Genomic DNA, 17,278 nt, shown 5'->3' on the forward strand with positions numbered 1-17,278 from the left:
TCTTCCGAGTTAAAGTTATATTTGTAATTAAATATCTCGGGGGTGCCAATCGATGAATGCTAGATTAGAAAATTTAATGCAATGGCTAAAAGAAAAAAACATAGAAGCTGCGTTCTTAACTTCTACACCGAACGTTTTCTACATGACAAACTTCCACTGTGAACCACATGAAAGATTACTTGGTATGTTTGTATTCCAAGAAAAAGAACCTATTTTAATTTGTCCTAAAATGGAAGAAGGTCAAGCTCGTAACGCTGGCTGGGCACATGAAATTATCGGATTCACTGACACTGATCGACCATGGGATATGATTGCAAAAGCAATTAAAGACCGCGGCATCAATGCAAATGCAGTTGCAATTGAAAAAGAACATTTAAACGTAGAACGCTACGAAGAATTAACAAAACTATTCCCAAATGCAGCTTTCAAATCAGCTGAAGAGAAAGTTCGTGAACTTCGTTTAATTAAAGATGAAAAAGAGCTTTCTATTTTACGCGAAGCAGCTAAAATGGCGGACTATGCTGTTGAAGTTGGTGTAAATGCAATTAAAGAAAACCGCAGCGAGCTAGAAGTATTAGCAATTATTGAACACGAATTAAAAACAAAAGGCATACATAAAATGTCATTTGATACGATGGTATTAGCAGGTGCGAACTCAGCTCTTCCACACGGTATTCCTGGCGCAAACAAAATGAAACGCGGCGATTTCGTACTATTTGATTTAGGCGTAATCATTGATGGTTATTGCTCTGATATTACACGTACAGTGGCATTCGGTGGGATTTCTGAAGAGCAAACTCGTATTTACAACACTGTACTTGCTGGACAACTACAAGCAGTTGAAGCATGTAAACCAGGTGTTACACTTGGCGCAATCGACAATGCTGCTCGTTCTGTTATCGCAGATGCAGGTTACGGTGACTTCTTCCCGCACCGCCTTGGTCACGGACTTGGAATTAGCGTACACGAATATCCAGATGTAAAAGCTAGTAACGAGTCTCCATTAAAAGAAGGTATGGTCTTCACAATCGAGCCAGGTATTTACGTACCAAACGTAGGTGGCGTTCGTATTGAAGATGATATTTACATCACAAAAGACGGATCAGAAATTTTAACGAAGTTCCCGAAAGAATTACAATTTGTAAAATAAGAAAAAAGGCAGCTTGGTTGCTGCCTTTTTCTATTTCTCTACTATTTCAAATTTCTCTACAATCATTTTTGCTGGATAACTTTCAAGCATTTGAGAAGACCATAATTTTATTTTATCCCCTGTTTTTAATTGATTATATGCACGTTTATCCTTAAAGCTCAAAACTATATGTGATGGATACTCTTTATTCATTTGTTGTTCTATATAATTTTGTAACTCTATTTTTGTTTCAAACGTTTTATCACTGACGAAAAATACCGTGTCATTTCTTACTATGACATACCCTTCTTCAGGTACTTTTTTTACCTCTACTTGTTTTGTAGTGCACGCTGATAATATGATTAGAAATACATTTATAAACATTAATTTTTTCATATGCCTATTCATTTTTAACTCCTTACTCTAGGCTATTTCAAATTTAACACCATCTTCTCCTCATACTTATCATCCCATTTAATCACAACCTCTATCGGTTCATCTTTAGATAAAGGCGCACAACTTACACAAGATGATTTCATTTCAATCTTTGCTCCTTTATGACTTTCTGACGTTTGTGTCATTGTGCTAAAGGCTCCATTAATAGCAATCTCTAAATTTTTAAATTCTGTATTCCCATCTCCGCCTTTGTACTGAAACGTAAACACTCCATCTTCACTGTCGTCCTTAATATGGCCCTTATATTGTCCCGTCCAACTTTTGCTCTCGCTAGAAAAAGTAACATACCAAATCGAACAACTCCCTAAAAAGAAAATACTAATGAAAAAGAATAATGCTCTCTTCATCATGCCCCTCCATTCAAAAGCATTTATTTATTGTCTATTTCTTCCTCTTATTATACTATCAAAATACAGAATTTTCTAAAATAGGAGGTTTATATGTTACAACAACAGTTAGAAGAAATTTGTAATAATAATTACGTAATCAATAATGTCCTCAATATCGATCCTTTAAGTTCCAGTATGCTGGAGCATATTGGGGATACTGATAGTTATTTAAGAGATAAACTTATCTACTCTACTTTTTATCACCTAATCAAGAAGGACTATATTTCACACACACACTTACAGAAACTATTATCAGAAAGCATCAGTGACAAATATTTATTGTATAAAATTCATTTGGATGACGAAGATGCGGTATTTACCCGCGCCTTTACAACATTATTAATTACACTCATTATTGATGCCGATACAAACCATAATTTCTTATCACAGGCTGATCTTTTACATGTAAAAGATCAATTAGTTCTATATATGAACAACGAGCATGATTTCCGCGGATATGTGCAAGACCACGGCTGGGCACATAGTATCGCTCACGCTTCTGATACATTTGAGGCGCTTATTCGTAGTCCTAAACTGGAAACTTTATATTACGAGGAAATATTACAAACTTTATTAAACAAAGTTTGCGTCCATTCTATTTACTACAAATATGAGGAAGATGAACGTCTCGTTTATCCGATTGTCGCAATGCTCCAAAGTGGTCTAAAAGAAGAAGTACTCATATTAGCCCTTCATGATTTAGTAGCTCAATTACCCGTCAAAAAACAAACATTACATATTGAATCGTACGAGTATCTATACGGAAATATAAAATCTTTCTTACGTAGCTTATTTTTCAGATTACGTACAATGTCTATATGTAAAGAAACTGAATGCGAAATTGAAAAATTGCTACAAGAACTTCGAAAATATTATTAAAAAAAGAAGGCCACTTAGAAAGTGCCTTCTTCTATTTCACTAATATTTAATTGAAATTTCACGATCCAAACTGAGAAAAGGTGGACAAGAAGCGCAAACGCCATACATGCTCCGCTTAAAAAAGTTAGTATAGGATGCGAATACACGTGCCCTAATCCATAGGATATCGCCACGAAAAACATTGTTATGTAAATATAAATTGCTCCATGTATTTGCCTCATATAAACCTCCTTTTCACATAGTATACCATAAATTTTCTGATTATTCACATTAATAGACTGTAATTAATATTTCTCAACTGTTACACCTCTTACAGCAGCCTTAATATACGGTGACCCTTGTAAACTTTGTAAATCCTCTGTTTTCCCTGTTACGACTACACCGTATATTGGTAAGTCTTTTGGTTTGGTGTTTTTTTATTTCTTTATAGTTTATCCTAAAATATTCTCGATATCCCTCTTTATTTTCACTTAAAGATATCCAAATGCAGCTTTTATAAATTTTTTCATAATAAAAAGCACATCTATTTTGATGCGCTCTTCACATATATTCTAGTAAAATATGAATCATTTTTTTCAAACAAAGACTCCCACTCCTCTCTCCCCATACTACCGTTATGACTTAGTTGCCATAATAATTGAACGAGGATAAAACCCCAGCTTTTCATAAAACGATACAGCTTCATTTCCGTATACTACTGTTAATTCAATTTCATCTATCTTCTTTTCTTTAAACCATTCCACTGCACCATTCATTAATTTCAAACCAAATCCGTTTCTTCGGTATTTTTCATCGACAAATAAAACTTCAACCTTCCCGCTTACGCTTTTACTATACGCTATACAAAATCCTAATATATTATCTGTTTCTGATTCAATCAATAATTCAATTCTATATTCTCCGTACTTTGAGTTCTTTTTATAATTTTCAATACGTTCCTCAAATGTCATTCTTGGATAATCGCCAGAAAAATATTTTGATTTATTATTATGATATTCATGCAATTTATTTAAGGATTCTCTTATTATCTCTATTTCATCGAGAGTGATATATTTATTACTAATTTTCATCCTACAGCATCTCCAATAATATATATTCCAACAAAAAAGAAGACCATTTTACGGTTATAAAATAACAATCTATTATTTCATCGCTTCCTTCACAACATCTTGAATCATAACAACTTCTGTTTTCATATCAACAGATGGTGCTTCTTCATCAATACATTCATACCAAAACGCTAAATGCTTTTTATCAATTTCATGATGCGAATTTTCGACAAAAATACCACCTTTTCCTTGCACAGAATACCAATATAAGTACTCTTCTCCATCTCTTATTTCCCGGAAAATTGTCTCAACGTACATTTTTTCGTCGTTTAGTGTCAACAGCACTTCTTTCATATTGTCATTCAGAAGCTGCATCCATTCATCTACACGACGACTTTTACCTTGTTTCACTTTGAATCTCGTTAACTCCACATTCATTTTTATTCCCCCGTTTTCTTACGTACAAGCAATCTATATTCTATTGGATGATAAAAACTTAATTTACTAGCTAATTTTTGCGAAGGAATATTGTCTACATAACAATCCCAGCACGGTGTAATATTATTTTTCATACAATGTTCAATGAACCGCATTGCAACAGCTTGGGCTAATCCTTTCCCTTGATATGCTTCATGCGTTACCATATCAATTTCAGCAAATCCATTCCCGTTAAATATCGAAACACATTCCGCTACAATTATCCCATCTTGTTCTATACAGAATCCAAAGCCATTATTTAAAAACACTTTAGTTGATCCCCAATATTCTTTATAATATTCCTCTGTAAATTCATTGCTTTGTGCTATATCTTTTCTATCAATACGCTTCACTTCATATGTATTTATGTTACAATCTTGTTTTTTCTCTTCAAAGGTTATGCTTTGAAATTTCATTCGCGGAATGTTCCGAAGTATATTACTAAATCGCCCTTCTATCATCATTTCCCACTCTTCACTTGAAGTAAAGAGTGTAAATCTCTTCTCTGTTTTTTCAATAGCCATTTTTAAATATGCAAATAAATTTTCGTTATACTTGTGATCATCCGTATCACCAAATAAATAATAGATACCGTTACCTGTAATAATTAATCCTGCTGTTAACTGCCCGTTTGTAAAAACTTCACCATCTATCATTTGATCACATACCGCATAAGCAAACGTCGTCGTTTTTGTATAACTTTCTAAAATCGGAAGGATTTTTCTATACTCGGCTACAGATAATTTTTTCATAATTGCTCCACTATAATTGTATCCGCCTCTATATTTTCAAAACAAAGATTTACCGTTCTCTTTAATGCTCTCGTTCTATGAATCGTACATGCTGGAATTAAAATAGAATCATTTGGCTTTAATACCGCTGTTTCTCCATCCTCAAAATCAATAAGTAATTCTCCCTCTAATACAATGAATAATTCATCCGAATTAGAATGATAGTGCCAATCATATTCACCAGTAAATACAGCGATTCGTAAGCAATGACTATTTACATTTGAAACGACGAAGTTTTTATGTTGATCTTGAATGTCCTTTGTTAATTCTATTAAGTTCACAGTTTCCATCTTTCGTCTCATCCTTTCATTAGTCGTTCTTCTGAAAAACTAGCTTAGTCTCCACCACCTCCGCAATCTCCCTCACCATCACTTGAGCTGCTACAATCATTGCTACTGTAGTCACCGAATCCACTTGATGAACTTGAAGCATATGAAGATTTTTTTCTCATTTTTCTTTGCTTATCTTTCTTACTTTCATGACTAGGCCATACTGTAGCAAAGAGTATAACGAATAAGGCTAATTCTATTACGACAAGTGCAACTTCTAGAATGCTCTCAATAATATTGGGGGTTATCTCAAAACTGTACAACACTCCAAATGAATACATACACAAAATCACATACAGAGCCATACAAATATACCGAAATGTTTTCTCTATCATAATGACCACTTTTTTTGAAAGAGGTATGTTCTGTTCCTGTTTTTTCTTTATATACTTTTGTCTTTTAGCTTGCTTTTTCTTCCTCTTTTTGCTCCCCATTGAATCCCCTCTTTTTGTTATATAATTCTAAATTATCATAATGAAAATCAATTTACACCAATAAATAACAATTATTCACATGTTATTTCTCCATAAAAAAAGACCCTCCTCATAAAGGAAGGTCTTGAATTTGTCTCTATTATGATAAAGCAGGAGCTTTTTCAAGAAGCTCTTTCGCATCAGCGTATTGTAAGCCGTGCGCTTCTGCAACTGCTTCGAATGTTACATATCCGTCTAATGTGTTAATACCTTTTAATAATGCAGTGTTGCCTAGGCAAGCATCTTTGTAGCCTTTGTTCGCAATTTGCACTGCATATGGTACTGTTACGTTTGTTAATGCAAGAGTTGACGTACGTGGAACCGCACCTGGCATATTAGCAACTGCATAATGAACAACGCCGTGTTTTTCGTAAGTTGGGTTATCATGAGTTGTAATACGATCAGTTGTTTCGAAAATACCACCTTGGTCAATCGCGATATCTACAACGACAGAACCTGGTTCCATTGATTGAATCATTTCTTCAGTTACAAGTTTTGGCGCTTTTGCACCTGGAATTAATACTGCACCAATAACAAGGTCAGATTCTTTTACAGCTTCTGCAATGTTGTATGGATTAGACATTAATGTTTTTACTTGGTTACCGAAAATGTCATCTAGTTGACGAAGACGTTCTGCGCTTAAGTCGATGATTGTTACATCTGCACCTAAACCTACTGCAATCTTCGCTGCGTTTGTACCAGCTTGACCACCGCCGATAATTGTTACTTTGCCGCGTTTTACCCCTGGAACGCCTGCAAGTAAAATACCTTTACCGCCTTTGTTTTTCTCAAGGAATTGTGCACCGATTTGTGCAGACATACGACCTGCTACTTCACTCATAGGTGCAAGTAATGGTAATGAACGATTATCTAATTGTACTGTTTCGTATGCAATTGATACAACTTTGTTATCAATTAATGCTTTCGTTAATTCTGGTTCTGGAGCTAAGTGTAAGTATGTGAATAAAATTAAACCTTCGCGAAAATAGCCGTATTCACTTGCTACTGGCTCTTTTACCTTCATAACCATATCTTGATTCCATGCTTCTTCAGCAGTTTCAACAAGTTTCGCACCAGCTTGTACGTATTCTTCATCCGTAAAGCCAGACCCTAAACCTGCTCCTTTTTGAACAAAAACTTCATGACCATTTTGCACTAAATGTACTGCTCCCGCTGGCGTCATTGCCACGCGGTTTTCATTGTTTTTAATTTCTGTTGGAATACCGATACGCATTATTAGTTCCCCCTTGAGTTATGAAATGACCCCTGAATCATTTTTTAAAGCGCTTTCTACGCTCTTATATTTTAACATAATATCTCAATATTTGACAAAAAATAATATAAGTTTTCCGATAGATTTAATTTTATATTAAAGGACAGTATTATCCGCACCTATCAGCATAAAGGATAAACTGTCCAATCATTCGAATCTTCACTTTATTTTTCTCTATCGATGTCTATGAATAACATCTACTGCACCAGTTACTTCAATAATTGTACCGGTAATCATATCGGAATCTTCCTCACATAAAAACGAAATCGTTCTTGCGATATCTTCGCCTGTTCCAGATCTACCAATTGGTGTTTTACGTTCTTTCAACTGACGTGCTTCTTGAATTGTCGCTTCTTTCATTTCACCAATAATATCACCAGGGCATACCATATTTGCAGTAATTCCATATTCTGCTTCTTCGTAAGCAACAGTTTTCGTTAATGAAACAAGTCCTACTTTCGCTGCTGCAAAAGCTGAACGATAAATCCATCCCGGTGCACTATCTGCCCCTTGGAATCCGTAATTAATAATACGGCCAAAGTTCTGTTTTCTCATAACCGGAACGACAAGTTTCAACAAATGAAATACCGCTGTTAAATTACCCTGAATCATTTCATTCCATTCATCTTCTTCATAATCGACTAACTTTTTTCGTTCAAATACATATGGACCAGCATTATTAATTAAGAAATCAATTTTGCCAAAACGGCTTATCGCTTCTTCTACCATTTTATGTAAATCTTCCTTTTTCGTGACATCCGCTTGCACGAATTGTAGACGCTCTTCTACGTTTTTATATATTTCTTTCATCGTTTCCATAGCCGTTATATCGCTATGATATGTTACTGTTACTGAATAGCCTTTAGCCAATAACTTTTCTGTTACTTGCTTTCCTAAACCTTTCGTACCGGCTGTAATGAGCGCATGTCTCACAAAACTGCCCCCTTTTAAATTGCTATACTTCATATGTAACAAGTTCTCGCTCCAATTACAACTAAAATGAATTGAAACAGAGTTTTCAAAATTCTGTAACGTTTCTGGCAAGCACGTTACCAAAATTTGTTTTATAATTAAGTTGTAAACAGTTATAAAACAGATTGGGAGGAATTTACTATGAATAATACATATACAAATATTTTAATCGCGGTGGATGGTTCTAAAGAAGCAGAAAAAGCCTTTAAAAAAGCAATTCAAGTCGCAAAGCGCAATAATGCAACATTAACAATTGCTCATATCGTTGATGTAAAAGCGTACTCAGCAGTAGAGGCTTATAGCCGTGCAATTGCTGAACGTGCAAATCTATTTGCCGAAGACTTATTAGAAGACTACAAAAAAACTGCGCTTGAAGCTGGTCTTGAAAAAATTGAAACTGTATTAGAATTTGGTAACCCTAAATCTAAAATTTCAAAAGAAATCGCTCCAAACCATAAAGTAGATTTAATTATGTGTGGCGCGACTGGTTTAAATGCTGTTGAGCGTTTCCTAATTGGTAGCGTCTCTGAACATATTATTCGCTATGCGAAATGCGATGTCCTTGTTGTTCGTGGTGATGAGGAACAAGGTGAGCTTTAATTTATAGATAAAACACCAAGTCCACATGGGCTTGGTGTTTTTCATTTCACATATTTTACTAGAAATACAAGACAAGCTATAACAACAACGGTAATTGCCAAGATATAAGGAGGTAGAAACTTCAAAGACCATAATGCCATCATAATCGTCGCAACCATTAAGTACGTTTGCTTTGCACCTTCTGTCATTTTTTTACGAAGAAAGAAAACATATAAATAACCAATTGGCGGCGTAATAAAGCAAAGAACGTATATGATTTTTGATTTTAAATACCACTTTTGTTCTCCAAGTTTCTTTATATCTCCTTCAAATCTCTTACTCTCTTGTTCTCTCGCTTCTTCTACAAGCTGGTCTTCCTCTTCTCCTCTCTTTTCTTTCATATAAGGAAGAAAGTGCATAAAAAAATAGTATGCAAATACGAACGCTCCAAATCCAATATTTAATCTTTCTAACGGAATATGCTCACTAAAAAAAGCAGCAGCAATTGCTAAAGAAAAGCAATACGTCGTCATCCAAACTGAACGTTTTCTCCTTTTCCGTTCCATTTCTTTTTTACCTTGTATATCTTTTCTTTTCGAAAGCCATATAGAAATAAAGCAATCTACTACAAATAGAGCAAAAATAAATATCGCAACGTGTACTGTTTCTAAATCCTCAAATGAAAAGATATTTGGGAATGCAACATGTAATACAACTAACGTATACAAAATTACCCCTATAAAATAAATACGCCTCATTTTCCATTCCTTTCTTATTTCCTAACATTACGTTAACATACATTTTTTAGAAATAGACGGACAAAATATATATGTTTAAAAAAGGAGGATGCTATATGGATGATTCTGAACGTATTATTTTAGATGTGAATGGAAAAGAAATTGAAATGTTAGAGACAATCCGTGAACATTTTAAAGAGACACACGGAATTGAACTAAGTAACGGTGCATTACTACGAGATTTAATGGATATTGAGTATATTCGAATTACGGAAGATCGACATAAGTATGATTAAAAGAAAAACGACTGCAGGCGAATGCCATCAGTCGTTTTCTTTCTTTATTTAAGCTCTTGATGCTTCCCGCCCATACCACCTTGCTCATTGCTATCTTGGTGTACAGTTAGTTTATTTGTTTTCGCATCTTTTAAAACTCTATATGTATATGATTCATTTGGTTCATCTTTAAACTGCACATTCATTCCATACGAATCCATTTTGCTATAAAAGGCCGGTTTTATGTATGCAATATCACTTTCTTTATATCCTTTATCTTGCAAATGCCACATCGTTGCGATAATCGCTTCTTCTCGCTTTTCTTTTTCACCAACATACATATATTTGTCCAAAAGAAACACTTTAGCATTTGCAATTAAACTAATTACCAGTACAATGATAAACACTATTTTTTTCATAGACTTCCTCTAAATTGTTATTTTTTACTACATTGTAACTTAAATGCTAGTAAAAAATAAAGTACGCCAGACTTTACTAGACTGGCGTACTTCCCAACTCAATTCTTAATAATTTCTTTCGTTAACCCCTTCGCCTTTTCCAAAGCGTTTTTGATTTGTTCAAACCCTGTCCCACCAGCACTATTACGACGCTTTACAGCCTCATATGGTGAAAGAACTTCATACAAATCTTCTTCAAATAACGAACTCATCTCTTTATACGTTGCAAGTGGGACATCTACTAAATAAATTCCGTTTTGTGTGCAGTGTAGCACTAGCTTCCCAACAATTTCATGAGCTTGACGGAATGGTAGTCCTTTACTTGCTAAGTAGTCGGCAATTTCTGTTGCGTTGGAGAAATCTTGCGTCACAGCTTGCCCCATTTTTTCTTTGTTTACAGTCATCGTTTCAAGCATGCCCGCCATAATATGAAGGCAACCTTCTACTGTTTTAACTGTATCAAACATTCCTTCTTTATCTTCTTGTAAGTCTTTATTGTAAGCGAGTGGTAATCCTTTCATGACTGTAAGTAAACTAAATAAATTACCGTATACTCTGCCTGTTTTACCGCGGATTAGTTCCGCCATATCAGGATTTTTCTTTTGCGGCATAATACTACTTCCCGTTGCGTATTGATCGCTCATTTCAATAAATTGAAACTCTTGGCTACTCCATAAAATAAGTTCTTCGCAAAAGCGTGATAAGTGCATCATGAGCATAGATGAGTTACTTAGGAACTCCAGTATGAAATCACGATCGCTTACTGCATCTAAACTATTTTCATAGATTCCATTAAATCCAAGAAGCTCCGCACTATATTCTCTGTCAATCGGGAATGTTGTCCCTGCTAACGCTCCTGCCCCTAACGGCGAAATGTTAATACGCTTTAACGAATCTTCATAACGACTCACATCACGCTCTAACATCCAAAAATAAGCGAGAATATGATGAGCAAATGAAATCGGCTGAGCACGCTGCAAATGCGTATAGCCAGGCATAATCGTTTCAATATTATTTTCTGCTTGATGAACAAGAACCGTCTGCAATTGTTTTGTAGCTTTTATAATATGTTCTACTTTTTCTTTTAAATATAAGTGCATATCTGTCGCTACTTGATCATTACGGCTTCGGCCAGTATGAAGTTTCCCTCCCACTTCACCGATTTTTTCAATTAACATCTTTTCGATATTTAAATGAATGTCTTCCGCTTCAACTGAAAAATGCAATTTATTTTGTTTCGCTTCTTCTAATAAATATTGAAGACCTATCTTTATTTTCTCGGCTTCCTCTTTCGTAACGATGCCTTGCTTTGCTAGCATCGTTACGTGTGCAATACTTCCGTTTATATCTTGATTTACTAATTGTTGATCGAAGGAGATGGATGCTCCGAACTCTTCAACCCATGCTTCCGCTTCTTCTGTAAAACGTCCGCCCCAAAGTTTGCTCACGCCTCCACCTTCTTTTGATTCACTTGGCTGTATACTTTCGTCGGTAAACCGAATAATGAAATGAATCCAACTGCTGCATCATGATTAAATTCATCTTGAGCAGTATATGTTGCTAATTTTTCATCGTATAAAGAGTATTCAGATTTACGTCCTTCTACAATCGCATGACCTTTAAATAATTTCACACGCACTGTACCTGTTACATTCTTTTGCGTTTCTTGTAAAAATGCATGAAGCGCTTGTTTTAAAGGCGAGAACCATAAACCATTATAAATAAGTTCTGTTATTTTCTGTTCAATCACTGGTTTAAAATGCGCTACTTCTTTTACGTGTGTTAAATCTTCCAACTCTTTATGCGCAGTAATTAACGTCATTGCTGCTGGGCATTCGTATACTTCACGAGATTTAATACCGACAAGACGATTTTCTACGTGATCAATACGTCCAACGCCATGTTTTCCAGCAAGTGCATTTAGCGTTTTAATTAATTCTGCAAGTGAATATGCAGTACCATTTAAAGTCGTCGGTACGCCTGCTTCAAATCCGATTTCTACAAACTCTGGTTTATTCGGTGTATCTTCTAATGCCAGTGTCATCTCATATGCATCTTCTGGCGGTGCTGCCCATGGATCTTCTAAAATTCCACATTCGTTGCTGCGTCCCCATAAGTTTTGATCTATTGAAAATGGGCTATCTAAATTAATCGGAATTGGTACATCGTTTTCTTTTGCATAGGCAATTTCTTCTTCACGTGACCACTTCCATTCACGTACAGGTGCAATCACTTCTAAGTAAGGATTTAATGCTTGAATAGAAACTTCAAAACGAACTTGATCATTTCCTTTCCCTGTACATCCATGTGCAACTGCAGTCGCTCCTTCTTGCTCTGCAATTTCTACTAATTTCTTCGCGATAAGTGGGCGTGATAGCGCCGAAACAAGAGGATATTTCCCTTCGTATAATGTGTGTGCTTGCATCGCCATCAATGCATATTCGTTTGCAAATTCTTCTTGAACATCAATCATATATGATTTAATTGCACCTACTGAAAGTGCCTTTTCTTTTACAAATGCTAAGTCTTTGCCTTCCCCTAAGTCTAAACAAAGCGCGATAATATCATAATCCTTCTCTTGTAACCATTTAATTGCAACGGAAGTATCAAGACCTCCGGAATATGCTAATACAACTTTTTTCTTCTCCATTTTGCATCCCCCTAAAGAATGAATATTCATTTTCTTTTATAATAATTCACACTTTAACACCTTTTACAAAATGTATCAAGAGTCATTTTCAAATTTTTTCAAACAATTTCGTCGAACTTCTTTCTGTTTTTATGTACAATATAAGCAGGAAAACGGGGGTGAACTTATGGAAAAGTATTTCTTTTACGATGAACATCTCGGCATTGAAATTCCGCATTTACAAGAAGATTGGGAAGATATCCCCGAAAAAATGCAACACGCTATTTTATTAAAATGGGAACAAGTTCGCGGGAAAATTCCTGATCGTATAAAAGAACTTGAGCACTATATTAATACAAAACAACATTATTTAAATAACGAAGAAGACTTCGAAGTTTCTTGTAAACTAAATTCAGAAATTGCCGATCTTGCTTCCATCATTAATGACCTTTGGCTTTGGTATCGACTCACTCAAAATGTATCTGAGGGGAAAGCACACCAATGAAAAAAGCATGCCCCTCAATTACTTTGGGTCATGCTTTTTTTGTCGTAACATGATTTACAATATATTTCTTGTGCTGTTTTCGCCAAACATACATCGAATGGACCAACTAATATACTTCTTTCTTTCGGCAACTTTACAAAAGCGACGAGTTCTTCTTCATATTGAATTTTTTTCTGACATGAAATACATATTAATTCTTTTCTTTTGAACATTTCTTTTAGCATACCTTCACTCCCCCATCATCTATCTATATTAATATACTCTCATAACAGTTAAGACTTGTAAAAAAATGACACATTCCGAATCGAATGATTCATATACTATGTACAAAAGGAGGTCTAAAGCTTATGCGTGCTTTCGTTATTATCGCTTTAACTTTTTTAGGTGTGATTAGTTGGGATGCGTTTTTTAAAGATAAAAGTGATGAAAAAAATACAACGGAATAAAACCCTTTTTTTCTTACTTATTGGACAAACCGTTACAAACTGTCCAATAAGTAAGAAATAACTTAGGCTTTTCTACAAAAATATTTAAACATAACATTTTTTGTAGATTCCCTCCGTTTATTGTCGGTTTCCATCCGCATACATTTTTTAAAAGTATGATATAATAGTATAAATCTTGAAGGAAGGGATTTTGATATCATGATCGCTCGAAGGAGCATGTGGCATCGTATTGACGAATCATACACGTAGCGTATTTTTCAGCTCAGATACTTTAGTCTAGCGAAAAAAATACGAGAGTGGGGAAATTATGATTGCCCGAAGGATAATTTGGCAAAAAAAAGACTCTTCTTACACATAGCGTTTTGTTTAGGACTTAATTGTTACTAGCTAAACAAAACAAAGAAGAGCAGGATTGCTAAATGACGAATCCTACTCCACGTTTTGTTTAGTCGTTTTAAGACTTAAACTAAAACGAAGGTAGGGAGAATTGATGGACGAGAGGATTATTCGTTATTTCTTCAGCGACATATAGCGTAGTTAGTTTTTTTCGTAAACTAACTGAAAGCTACATGTGAGCTCGTAGTTAGTTTACAACACAAAAAGGACTACTAACTACGGAAAGAAGGAATAACGATGAGGAACATCCAAAGTCGACAAATTATTAAAGAAGTTTTTATGGTTTTAATCGGTTCATTTATTTTAGCAGCAGCGCTATATCACATTCACTTCCAAAACCACTTAACAGAAGGTGGCTTTGTAGGTATCGCACTATTCATCCAAAATTTTTATGATATTTCACCATCTATTTCAACTGTAATAATGGATATCCCAATTATTCTACTATGTGCTTCATTGTTAGGTAGAAAAATGGTTGGCTATTCATTCTTAGGTTCAATTTCATTCGGAGTATTTTATTCTCTTATGGAAAATTATTCTCCATTTACGGTCGATTTATCAAACAATTTATTTATAGCTGCAGTAGTTGGCGGTGCGTTAGCTGGTATTGGACTCGGTTTTATATTGCGATTTGGCGGTGCAACCGGTGGAGACGATATTTTAACAATTGTATTAAGTAAAAAAACACGTTTTACAATTGGGCAAATTTTCTTCGTCTTTGACGCGATTGTTCTTGCGCTTTCATTATATTATTTAAATTGGACAGAAATTGCTTTTACTATTCTTTCAATTGCCGTACAGGCAAAAACATTGGATTTAATTTATTATCCAAAAGCAGAAGAAAAGCAACCAGTATCTATTCCAATGTCCAAAAAGCATGCAACAAATTAAAAAAGCGAAAGGCTTCGGCCTCTCGCTTTTTTTATGCTCTTTTTTCTTTCTCGACTATGTGACGCACTTGATAAAATCTATTTGCAAATTCAGTAACGTTTCTTGTTAAACGATAATTCACTGTAGATCCAATTGCCATTCCAATTACCGGTATACCTTGGAATAATTTACGACGAAGAGCATAAATCGAAAATGTCTTCAAAATTTGTTTTAACACAACCTCAGTAGAAGCTGTTTGTAGCACTGCTTCGTCTCCTTCGTAGAAGAACGAATCTTCTTGTTCCAGCTCTTGCAATAAATTGGACCATGCGTATTGCTGAAGTCTTCCTGGTAGTAATGATGCATGAAACACCTTTAACGCAAGCATCATTTCATACGGCTTGTTCACATCATGTCCAAATGATGTGGCAATAAGTTGGACTGCCTTCACATTTAACGCGATCATAACCGGAAAATCCGCCGTTAATAATAATAAACCTCCAGCACCTGTTGCCCCGCCTTGTACAAATGAATATAGACGATGACGTGCTGTTTGCTGCTCTGCTATGTATGTTAATTGATCAATAGATAATGCTTTCAAATCTTCAAGCTGTTCAATCGATTCATCAAATAATCTTGATGTTCCTAAAATCCGATTACGTGCATCTAACTGTGCTTGTGAACTTTGAATAAATGCATGCAAATGAAAGAGCCATCCATCTGCTTTCGTGAAGAATTCTTTTCGCTTTTTCTCAGGTAATTTCGCAACTGCAGTATGTAACCATTTATCAAACACTTTTTGAAAATCGGTCGCTTCTTGCTCAACTAATTGCGCTTCCCATTCTTTTATATTGTCTAAAATGGCTTGTTCTCGCTTCGATCGCATCGTAACAACCACCTCGTTCGATTTTTTTCTATTGTAACATATTTCTGCTTATTCTTTACAAATATGCTTGTATATCTCTTTTCACATACCCTTTATAAGCGACATAAAATAATAGCAAAAAGGATGAGTTGCATCACATGAATCTATCCAATCTAAAACAAAATTATAACGCAGTATTCAGCTTAGGACAAAACTGCTGGCCTGCTTGGGCATTATATCAATTCGAATTATCACCTTTTTTTGGCGTTATTGATTTTATGCTAAGCCCCTCATTAGAAAAAGTGAATGTATTATTACAAAATCGATTTGACCGCTTTTTAAATTTCGAAAATTTATCCTTCATCTCATTTTGGGATGATGGTGCAAAATTAAGACTCCGTGATAATCTATATGAAATCGACTCTTGCCACGACTTTAAAACAGATGTAAACACACCAGCTTCTTGGCCTTCTTATACAGAAATTAAGTTAAACTATGAACATCGTATTAATCGTTTTCTAGCTACAATTGAAACAGCAGCATCCATATTATTTATTCGAACTGGAGGAACATATGAAGAAGCATGTTCCCTAGAACAAATTTTATCTCAAATCGTTACACATACATTCTCTGTCCTATTACTCATTCCTGAAGATGTACCAACCATCACCCAAGAAGATTGGGGATTACAAAATATTTGCGTTATAAAATGCCCTATTATGGATGTATACCAATACAATGAAGCATTTTGGAAAAACTTATTTGATGGAATTACAGTTAGACCGCACACTTAAATACACGATACTTTTATCACACCATACATTATAATCGTCCTTATACAAAACAAATAAGGAGTGATTGTATATGTATCCACGTGCAAAAGCTTTCGGTCTTGCTGTACATCAAGATCGCCTTCTCGTACAAGAATATTATACAGAAGGCGAAATATATTATCGTCCTCTTGGCGGTTCAATTGAACTTGGTGAAAAATCAGCACATACTGTTATTCGGGAGTTTAAAGAAGAGCTTCATACGGAGATAGAAATCACCAATTATTTAGGTTGTTTAGAAAATGTCTTTCATCTAGATCGAGAAATTGCTCATGAAATCATTCAACTATATTCTTTACGTTTATTAGACACGTCACTATATGAAATGGAAAAAGTGAATATACAAGATGAGCAAACAATATCGTATGCGAAATGGATTCCTATTACGGCATTCATTCAGAAAGAAAAAACATTATATCCGGATGGAGTTTTAAAATACATCCAAAAGAAAAAAGACGAAATCCTATAGGA

Annotated in this window: 24 protein-coding genes and 1 pseudogene; 8 read left to right on the forward strand and 17 right to left on the reverse strand. The window is 34.9% G+C overall.

Going from position 1 to position 17,278, the window contains the following annotated elements:
* The first annotated feature begins 52 nt into the window (after positions 1-52).
* Positions 53-1,150 carry a Xaa-Pro dipeptidase gene (pepQ, locus tag MR143_RS05790; RefSeq protein ID WP_000994016.1) on the forward strand — a complete coding sequence of 366 codons (1,098 nt, stop codon included), beginning with the start codon at positions 53-55 and terminating at the stop codon, positions 1,148-1,150.
* 30 nt (positions 1,151-1,180) lie between these two features.
* Here pepQ and MR143_RS05795 read toward each other — a convergent pair whose 3' ends face one another.
* Complete coding sequence (locus MR143_RS05795; protein WP_001079381.1) at positions 1,181-1,537, reverse strand: DUF3221 domain-containing protein; 357 nt, start codon at positions 1,535-1,537, stop codon at positions 1,181-1,183.
* A gap of 20 nt (positions 1,538-1,557) precedes the next feature.
* On the reverse strand, positions 1,558-1,932 hold the full coding sequence (locus MR143_RS05800) for a hypothetical protein (protein ID WP_000816729.1): 375 nt from the start codon (positions 1,930-1,932) through the stop codon (positions 1,558-1,560).
* 93 nt (positions 1,933-2,025) lie between these two features.
* Here MR143_RS05800 and MR143_RS05805 point away from each other — a divergent pair, with 93 nt between their 5' ends.
* Positions 2,026-2,853 carry a DUF2785 domain-containing protein gene (locus MR143_RS05805; RefSeq protein WP_242280625.1) on the forward strand — a complete coding sequence of 276 codons (828 nt, stop codon included), beginning with the start codon at positions 2,026-2,028 and terminating at the stop codon, positions 2,851-2,853.
* Positions 2,854-2,867: 14 nt separating this feature from the next.
* Here MR143_RS05805 and MR143_RS05810 read toward each other — a convergent pair whose 3' ends face one another.
* The 9 genes and pseudogenes from MR143_RS05810 to MR143_RS05850 form a co-directional block, all read right to left on the reverse strand.
* The gene (locus MR143_RS05810; RefSeq protein ID WP_001248905.1) at positions 2,868-3,074 is read right to left on the reverse strand and encodes a hypothetical protein; all 207 of its coding nucleotides are present in this window, start codon (positions 3,072-3,074) and stop codon (positions 2,868-2,870) included.
* Between the two features lie 63 nt (positions 3,075-3,137).
* Positions 3,138-3,330, reverse strand: a pseudogene (locus MR143_RS05815) (anti sigma factor C-terminal domain-containing protein); the annotation flags it as partial.
* A 137-nt stretch (positions 3,331-3,467) separates the two neighbouring features.
* The gene (locus MR143_RS05820; RefSeq protein ID WP_000703676.1) at positions 3,468-3,923 is read right to left on the reverse strand and encodes a GNAT family N-acetyltransferase; all 456 of its coding nucleotides are present in this window, start codon (positions 3,921-3,923) and stop codon (positions 3,468-3,470) included.
* A gap of 72 nt (positions 3,924-3,995) precedes the next feature.
* Positions 3,996-4,340 carry a DUF6176 family protein gene (locus tag MR143_RS05825; RefSeq protein ID WP_001100236.1) on the reverse strand — a complete coding sequence of 115 codons (345 nt, stop codon included), beginning with the start codon at positions 4,338-4,340 and terminating at the stop codon, positions 3,996-3,998.
* A gap of 2 nt (positions 4,341-4,342) precedes the next feature.
* On the reverse strand, positions 4,343-5,131 hold the full coding sequence (locus MR143_RS05830; protein WP_242280626.1) for a GNAT family N-acetyltransferase: 789 nt from the start codon (positions 5,129-5,131) through the stop codon (positions 4,343-4,345).
* Positions 5,128-5,460 (reverse strand): cupin domain-containing protein, encoded by a 333-nt coding sequence (locus tag MR143_RS05835; protein ID WP_000450939.1) that lies wholly within the window; start codon positions 5,458-5,460, stop codon positions 5,128-5,130. The genes MR143_RS05830 and MR143_RS05835 overlap by 4 nt, the downstream gene beginning before the upstream one ends.
* Positions 5,461-5,504: 44 nt before the next feature.
* Positions 5,505-5,933: a hypothetical protein gene (locus MR143_RS05840; protein WP_000534939.1), complete on the reverse strand. Its 429-nt coding sequence runs from the start codon at positions 5,931-5,933 to the stop codon at positions 5,505-5,507.
* 139 nt (positions 5,934-6,072) lie between these two features.
* The gene (gene ald / locus MR143_RS05845) at positions 6,073-7,206 is read right to left on the reverse strand and encodes an alanine dehydrogenase (RefSeq protein ID WP_001219405.1); all 1,134 of its coding nucleotides are present in this window, start codon (positions 7,204-7,206) and stop codon (positions 6,073-6,075) included.
* A gap of 213 nt (positions 7,207-7,419) precedes the next feature.
* The gene (locus MR143_RS05850) at positions 7,420-8,211 is read right to left on the reverse strand and encodes an SDR family oxidoreductase (protein ID WP_033673114.1); all 792 of its coding nucleotides are present in this window, start codon (positions 8,209-8,211) and stop codon (positions 7,420-7,422) included.
* A 147-nt stretch (positions 8,212-8,358) separates the two neighbouring features.
* Between MR143_RS05850 and MR143_RS05855 the strand changes: the two genes are divergently transcribed.
* Positions 8,359-8,817, forward strand: coding sequence for a universal stress protein (locus MR143_RS05855; protein WP_001066673.1), 459 nt, complete (start codon positions 8,359-8,361; stop codon positions 8,815-8,817).
* A 41-nt stretch (positions 8,818-8,858) separates the two neighbouring features.
* On the opposite strand, the gene MR143_RS05860 is transcribed toward MR143_RS05855, so the two are convergent.
* Positions 8,859-9,554: a hypothetical protein gene (locus MR143_RS05860; RefSeq protein ID WP_002181044.1), complete on the reverse strand. Its 696-nt coding sequence runs from the start codon at positions 9,552-9,554 to the stop codon at positions 8,859-8,861.
* A gap of 95 nt (positions 9,555-9,649) precedes the next feature.
* On the opposite strand from MR143_RS05860, the gene MR143_RS05865 reads away from it, so the two are divergent.
* On the forward strand, positions 9,650-9,829 hold the full coding sequence (locus MR143_RS05865) for a hypothetical protein (protein WP_000342763.1): 180 nt from the start codon (positions 9,650-9,652) through the stop codon (positions 9,827-9,829).
* Between the two features lie 44 nt (positions 9,830-9,873).
* Here the strand turns inward: MR143_RS05865 and MR143_RS05870 are convergent, their stop codons facing one another.
* The 3 genes from MR143_RS05870 to MR143_RS05880 form a co-directional block, all read right to left on the reverse strand.
* Complete coding sequence (locus MR143_RS05870; protein WP_000724673.1) at positions 9,874-10,227, reverse strand: DUF3139 domain-containing protein; 354 nt, start codon at positions 10,225-10,227, stop codon at positions 9,874-9,876.
* A 98-nt stretch (positions 10,228-10,325) separates the two neighbouring features.
* The gene (argH, locus tag MR143_RS05875) at positions 10,326-11,714 is read right to left on the reverse strand and encodes an argininosuccinate lyase (protein WP_000041263.1); all 1,389 of its coding nucleotides are present in this window, start codon (positions 11,712-11,714) and stop codon (positions 10,326-10,328) included.
* Complete coding sequence (locus MR143_RS05880; RefSeq protein ID WP_000412307.1) at positions 11,711-12,916, reverse strand: argininosuccinate synthase; 1,206 nt, start codon at positions 12,914-12,916, stop codon at positions 11,711-11,713. Before MR143_RS05880 ends, argH begins: the two co-directional genes overlap by 4 nt.
* A 166-nt stretch (positions 12,917-13,082) precedes the next feature.
* On the opposite strand from MR143_RS05880, the gene MR143_RS05885 reads away from it, so the two are divergent.
* Positions 13,083-13,400 carry a hypothetical protein gene (locus MR143_RS05885; RefSeq protein WP_000417120.1) on the forward strand — a complete coding sequence of 106 codons (318 nt, stop codon included), beginning with the start codon at positions 13,083-13,085 and terminating at the stop codon, positions 13,398-13,400.
* Between the two features lie 14 nt (positions 13,401-13,414).
* On the opposite strand, the gene MR143_RS05890 is transcribed toward MR143_RS05885, so the two are convergent.
* Positions 13,415-13,624 (reverse strand): hypothetical protein, encoded by a 210-nt coding sequence (locus MR143_RS05890; RefSeq protein WP_000910674.1) that lies wholly within the window; start codon positions 13,622-13,624, stop codon positions 13,415-13,417.
* Between the two features lie 855 nt (positions 13,625-14,479).
* On the opposite strand from MR143_RS05890, the gene MR143_RS05895 reads away from it, so the two are divergent.
* Positions 14,480-15,133 (forward strand): YitT family protein, encoded by a 654-nt coding sequence (locus tag MR143_RS05895; protein ID WP_001244525.1) that lies wholly within the window; start codon positions 14,480-14,482, stop codon positions 15,131-15,133.
* 31 nt (positions 15,134-15,164) lie between these two features.
* On the opposite strand, the gene MR143_RS05900 is transcribed toward MR143_RS05895, so the two are convergent.
* The gene (locus MR143_RS05900) at positions 15,165-15,998 is read right to left on the reverse strand and encodes an EcsC family protein (RefSeq protein WP_242280627.1); all 834 of its coding nucleotides are present in this window, start codon (positions 15,996-15,998) and stop codon (positions 15,165-15,167) included.
* Between the two features lie 137 nt (positions 15,999-16,135).
* On the opposite strand from MR143_RS05900, the gene MR143_RS05905 reads away from it, so the two are divergent.
* Entirely contained in the window at positions 16,136-16,771 is a 636-nt protein-coding gene (locus MR143_RS05905) for a DUF1796 family putative cysteine peptidase (protein ID WP_046945884.1), read from the forward strand.
* Positions 16,772-16,841: 70 nt separating this feature from the next.
* Positions 16,842-17,276 (forward strand): NUDIX hydrolase, encoded by a 435-nt coding sequence (locus MR143_RS05910; RefSeq protein ID WP_000283502.1) that lies wholly within the window; start codon positions 16,842-16,844, stop codon positions 17,274-17,276.
* Positions 17,277-17,278: the final 2 nt, after the last annotated feature.

Source organism: Bacillus cereus group sp. BfR-BA-01347 (genome assembly GCF_022663835.1).
Lineage (GTDB): Bacteria > Bacillota > Bacilli > Bacillales > Bacillaceae_G > Bacillus_A > Bacillus_A thuringiensis_K.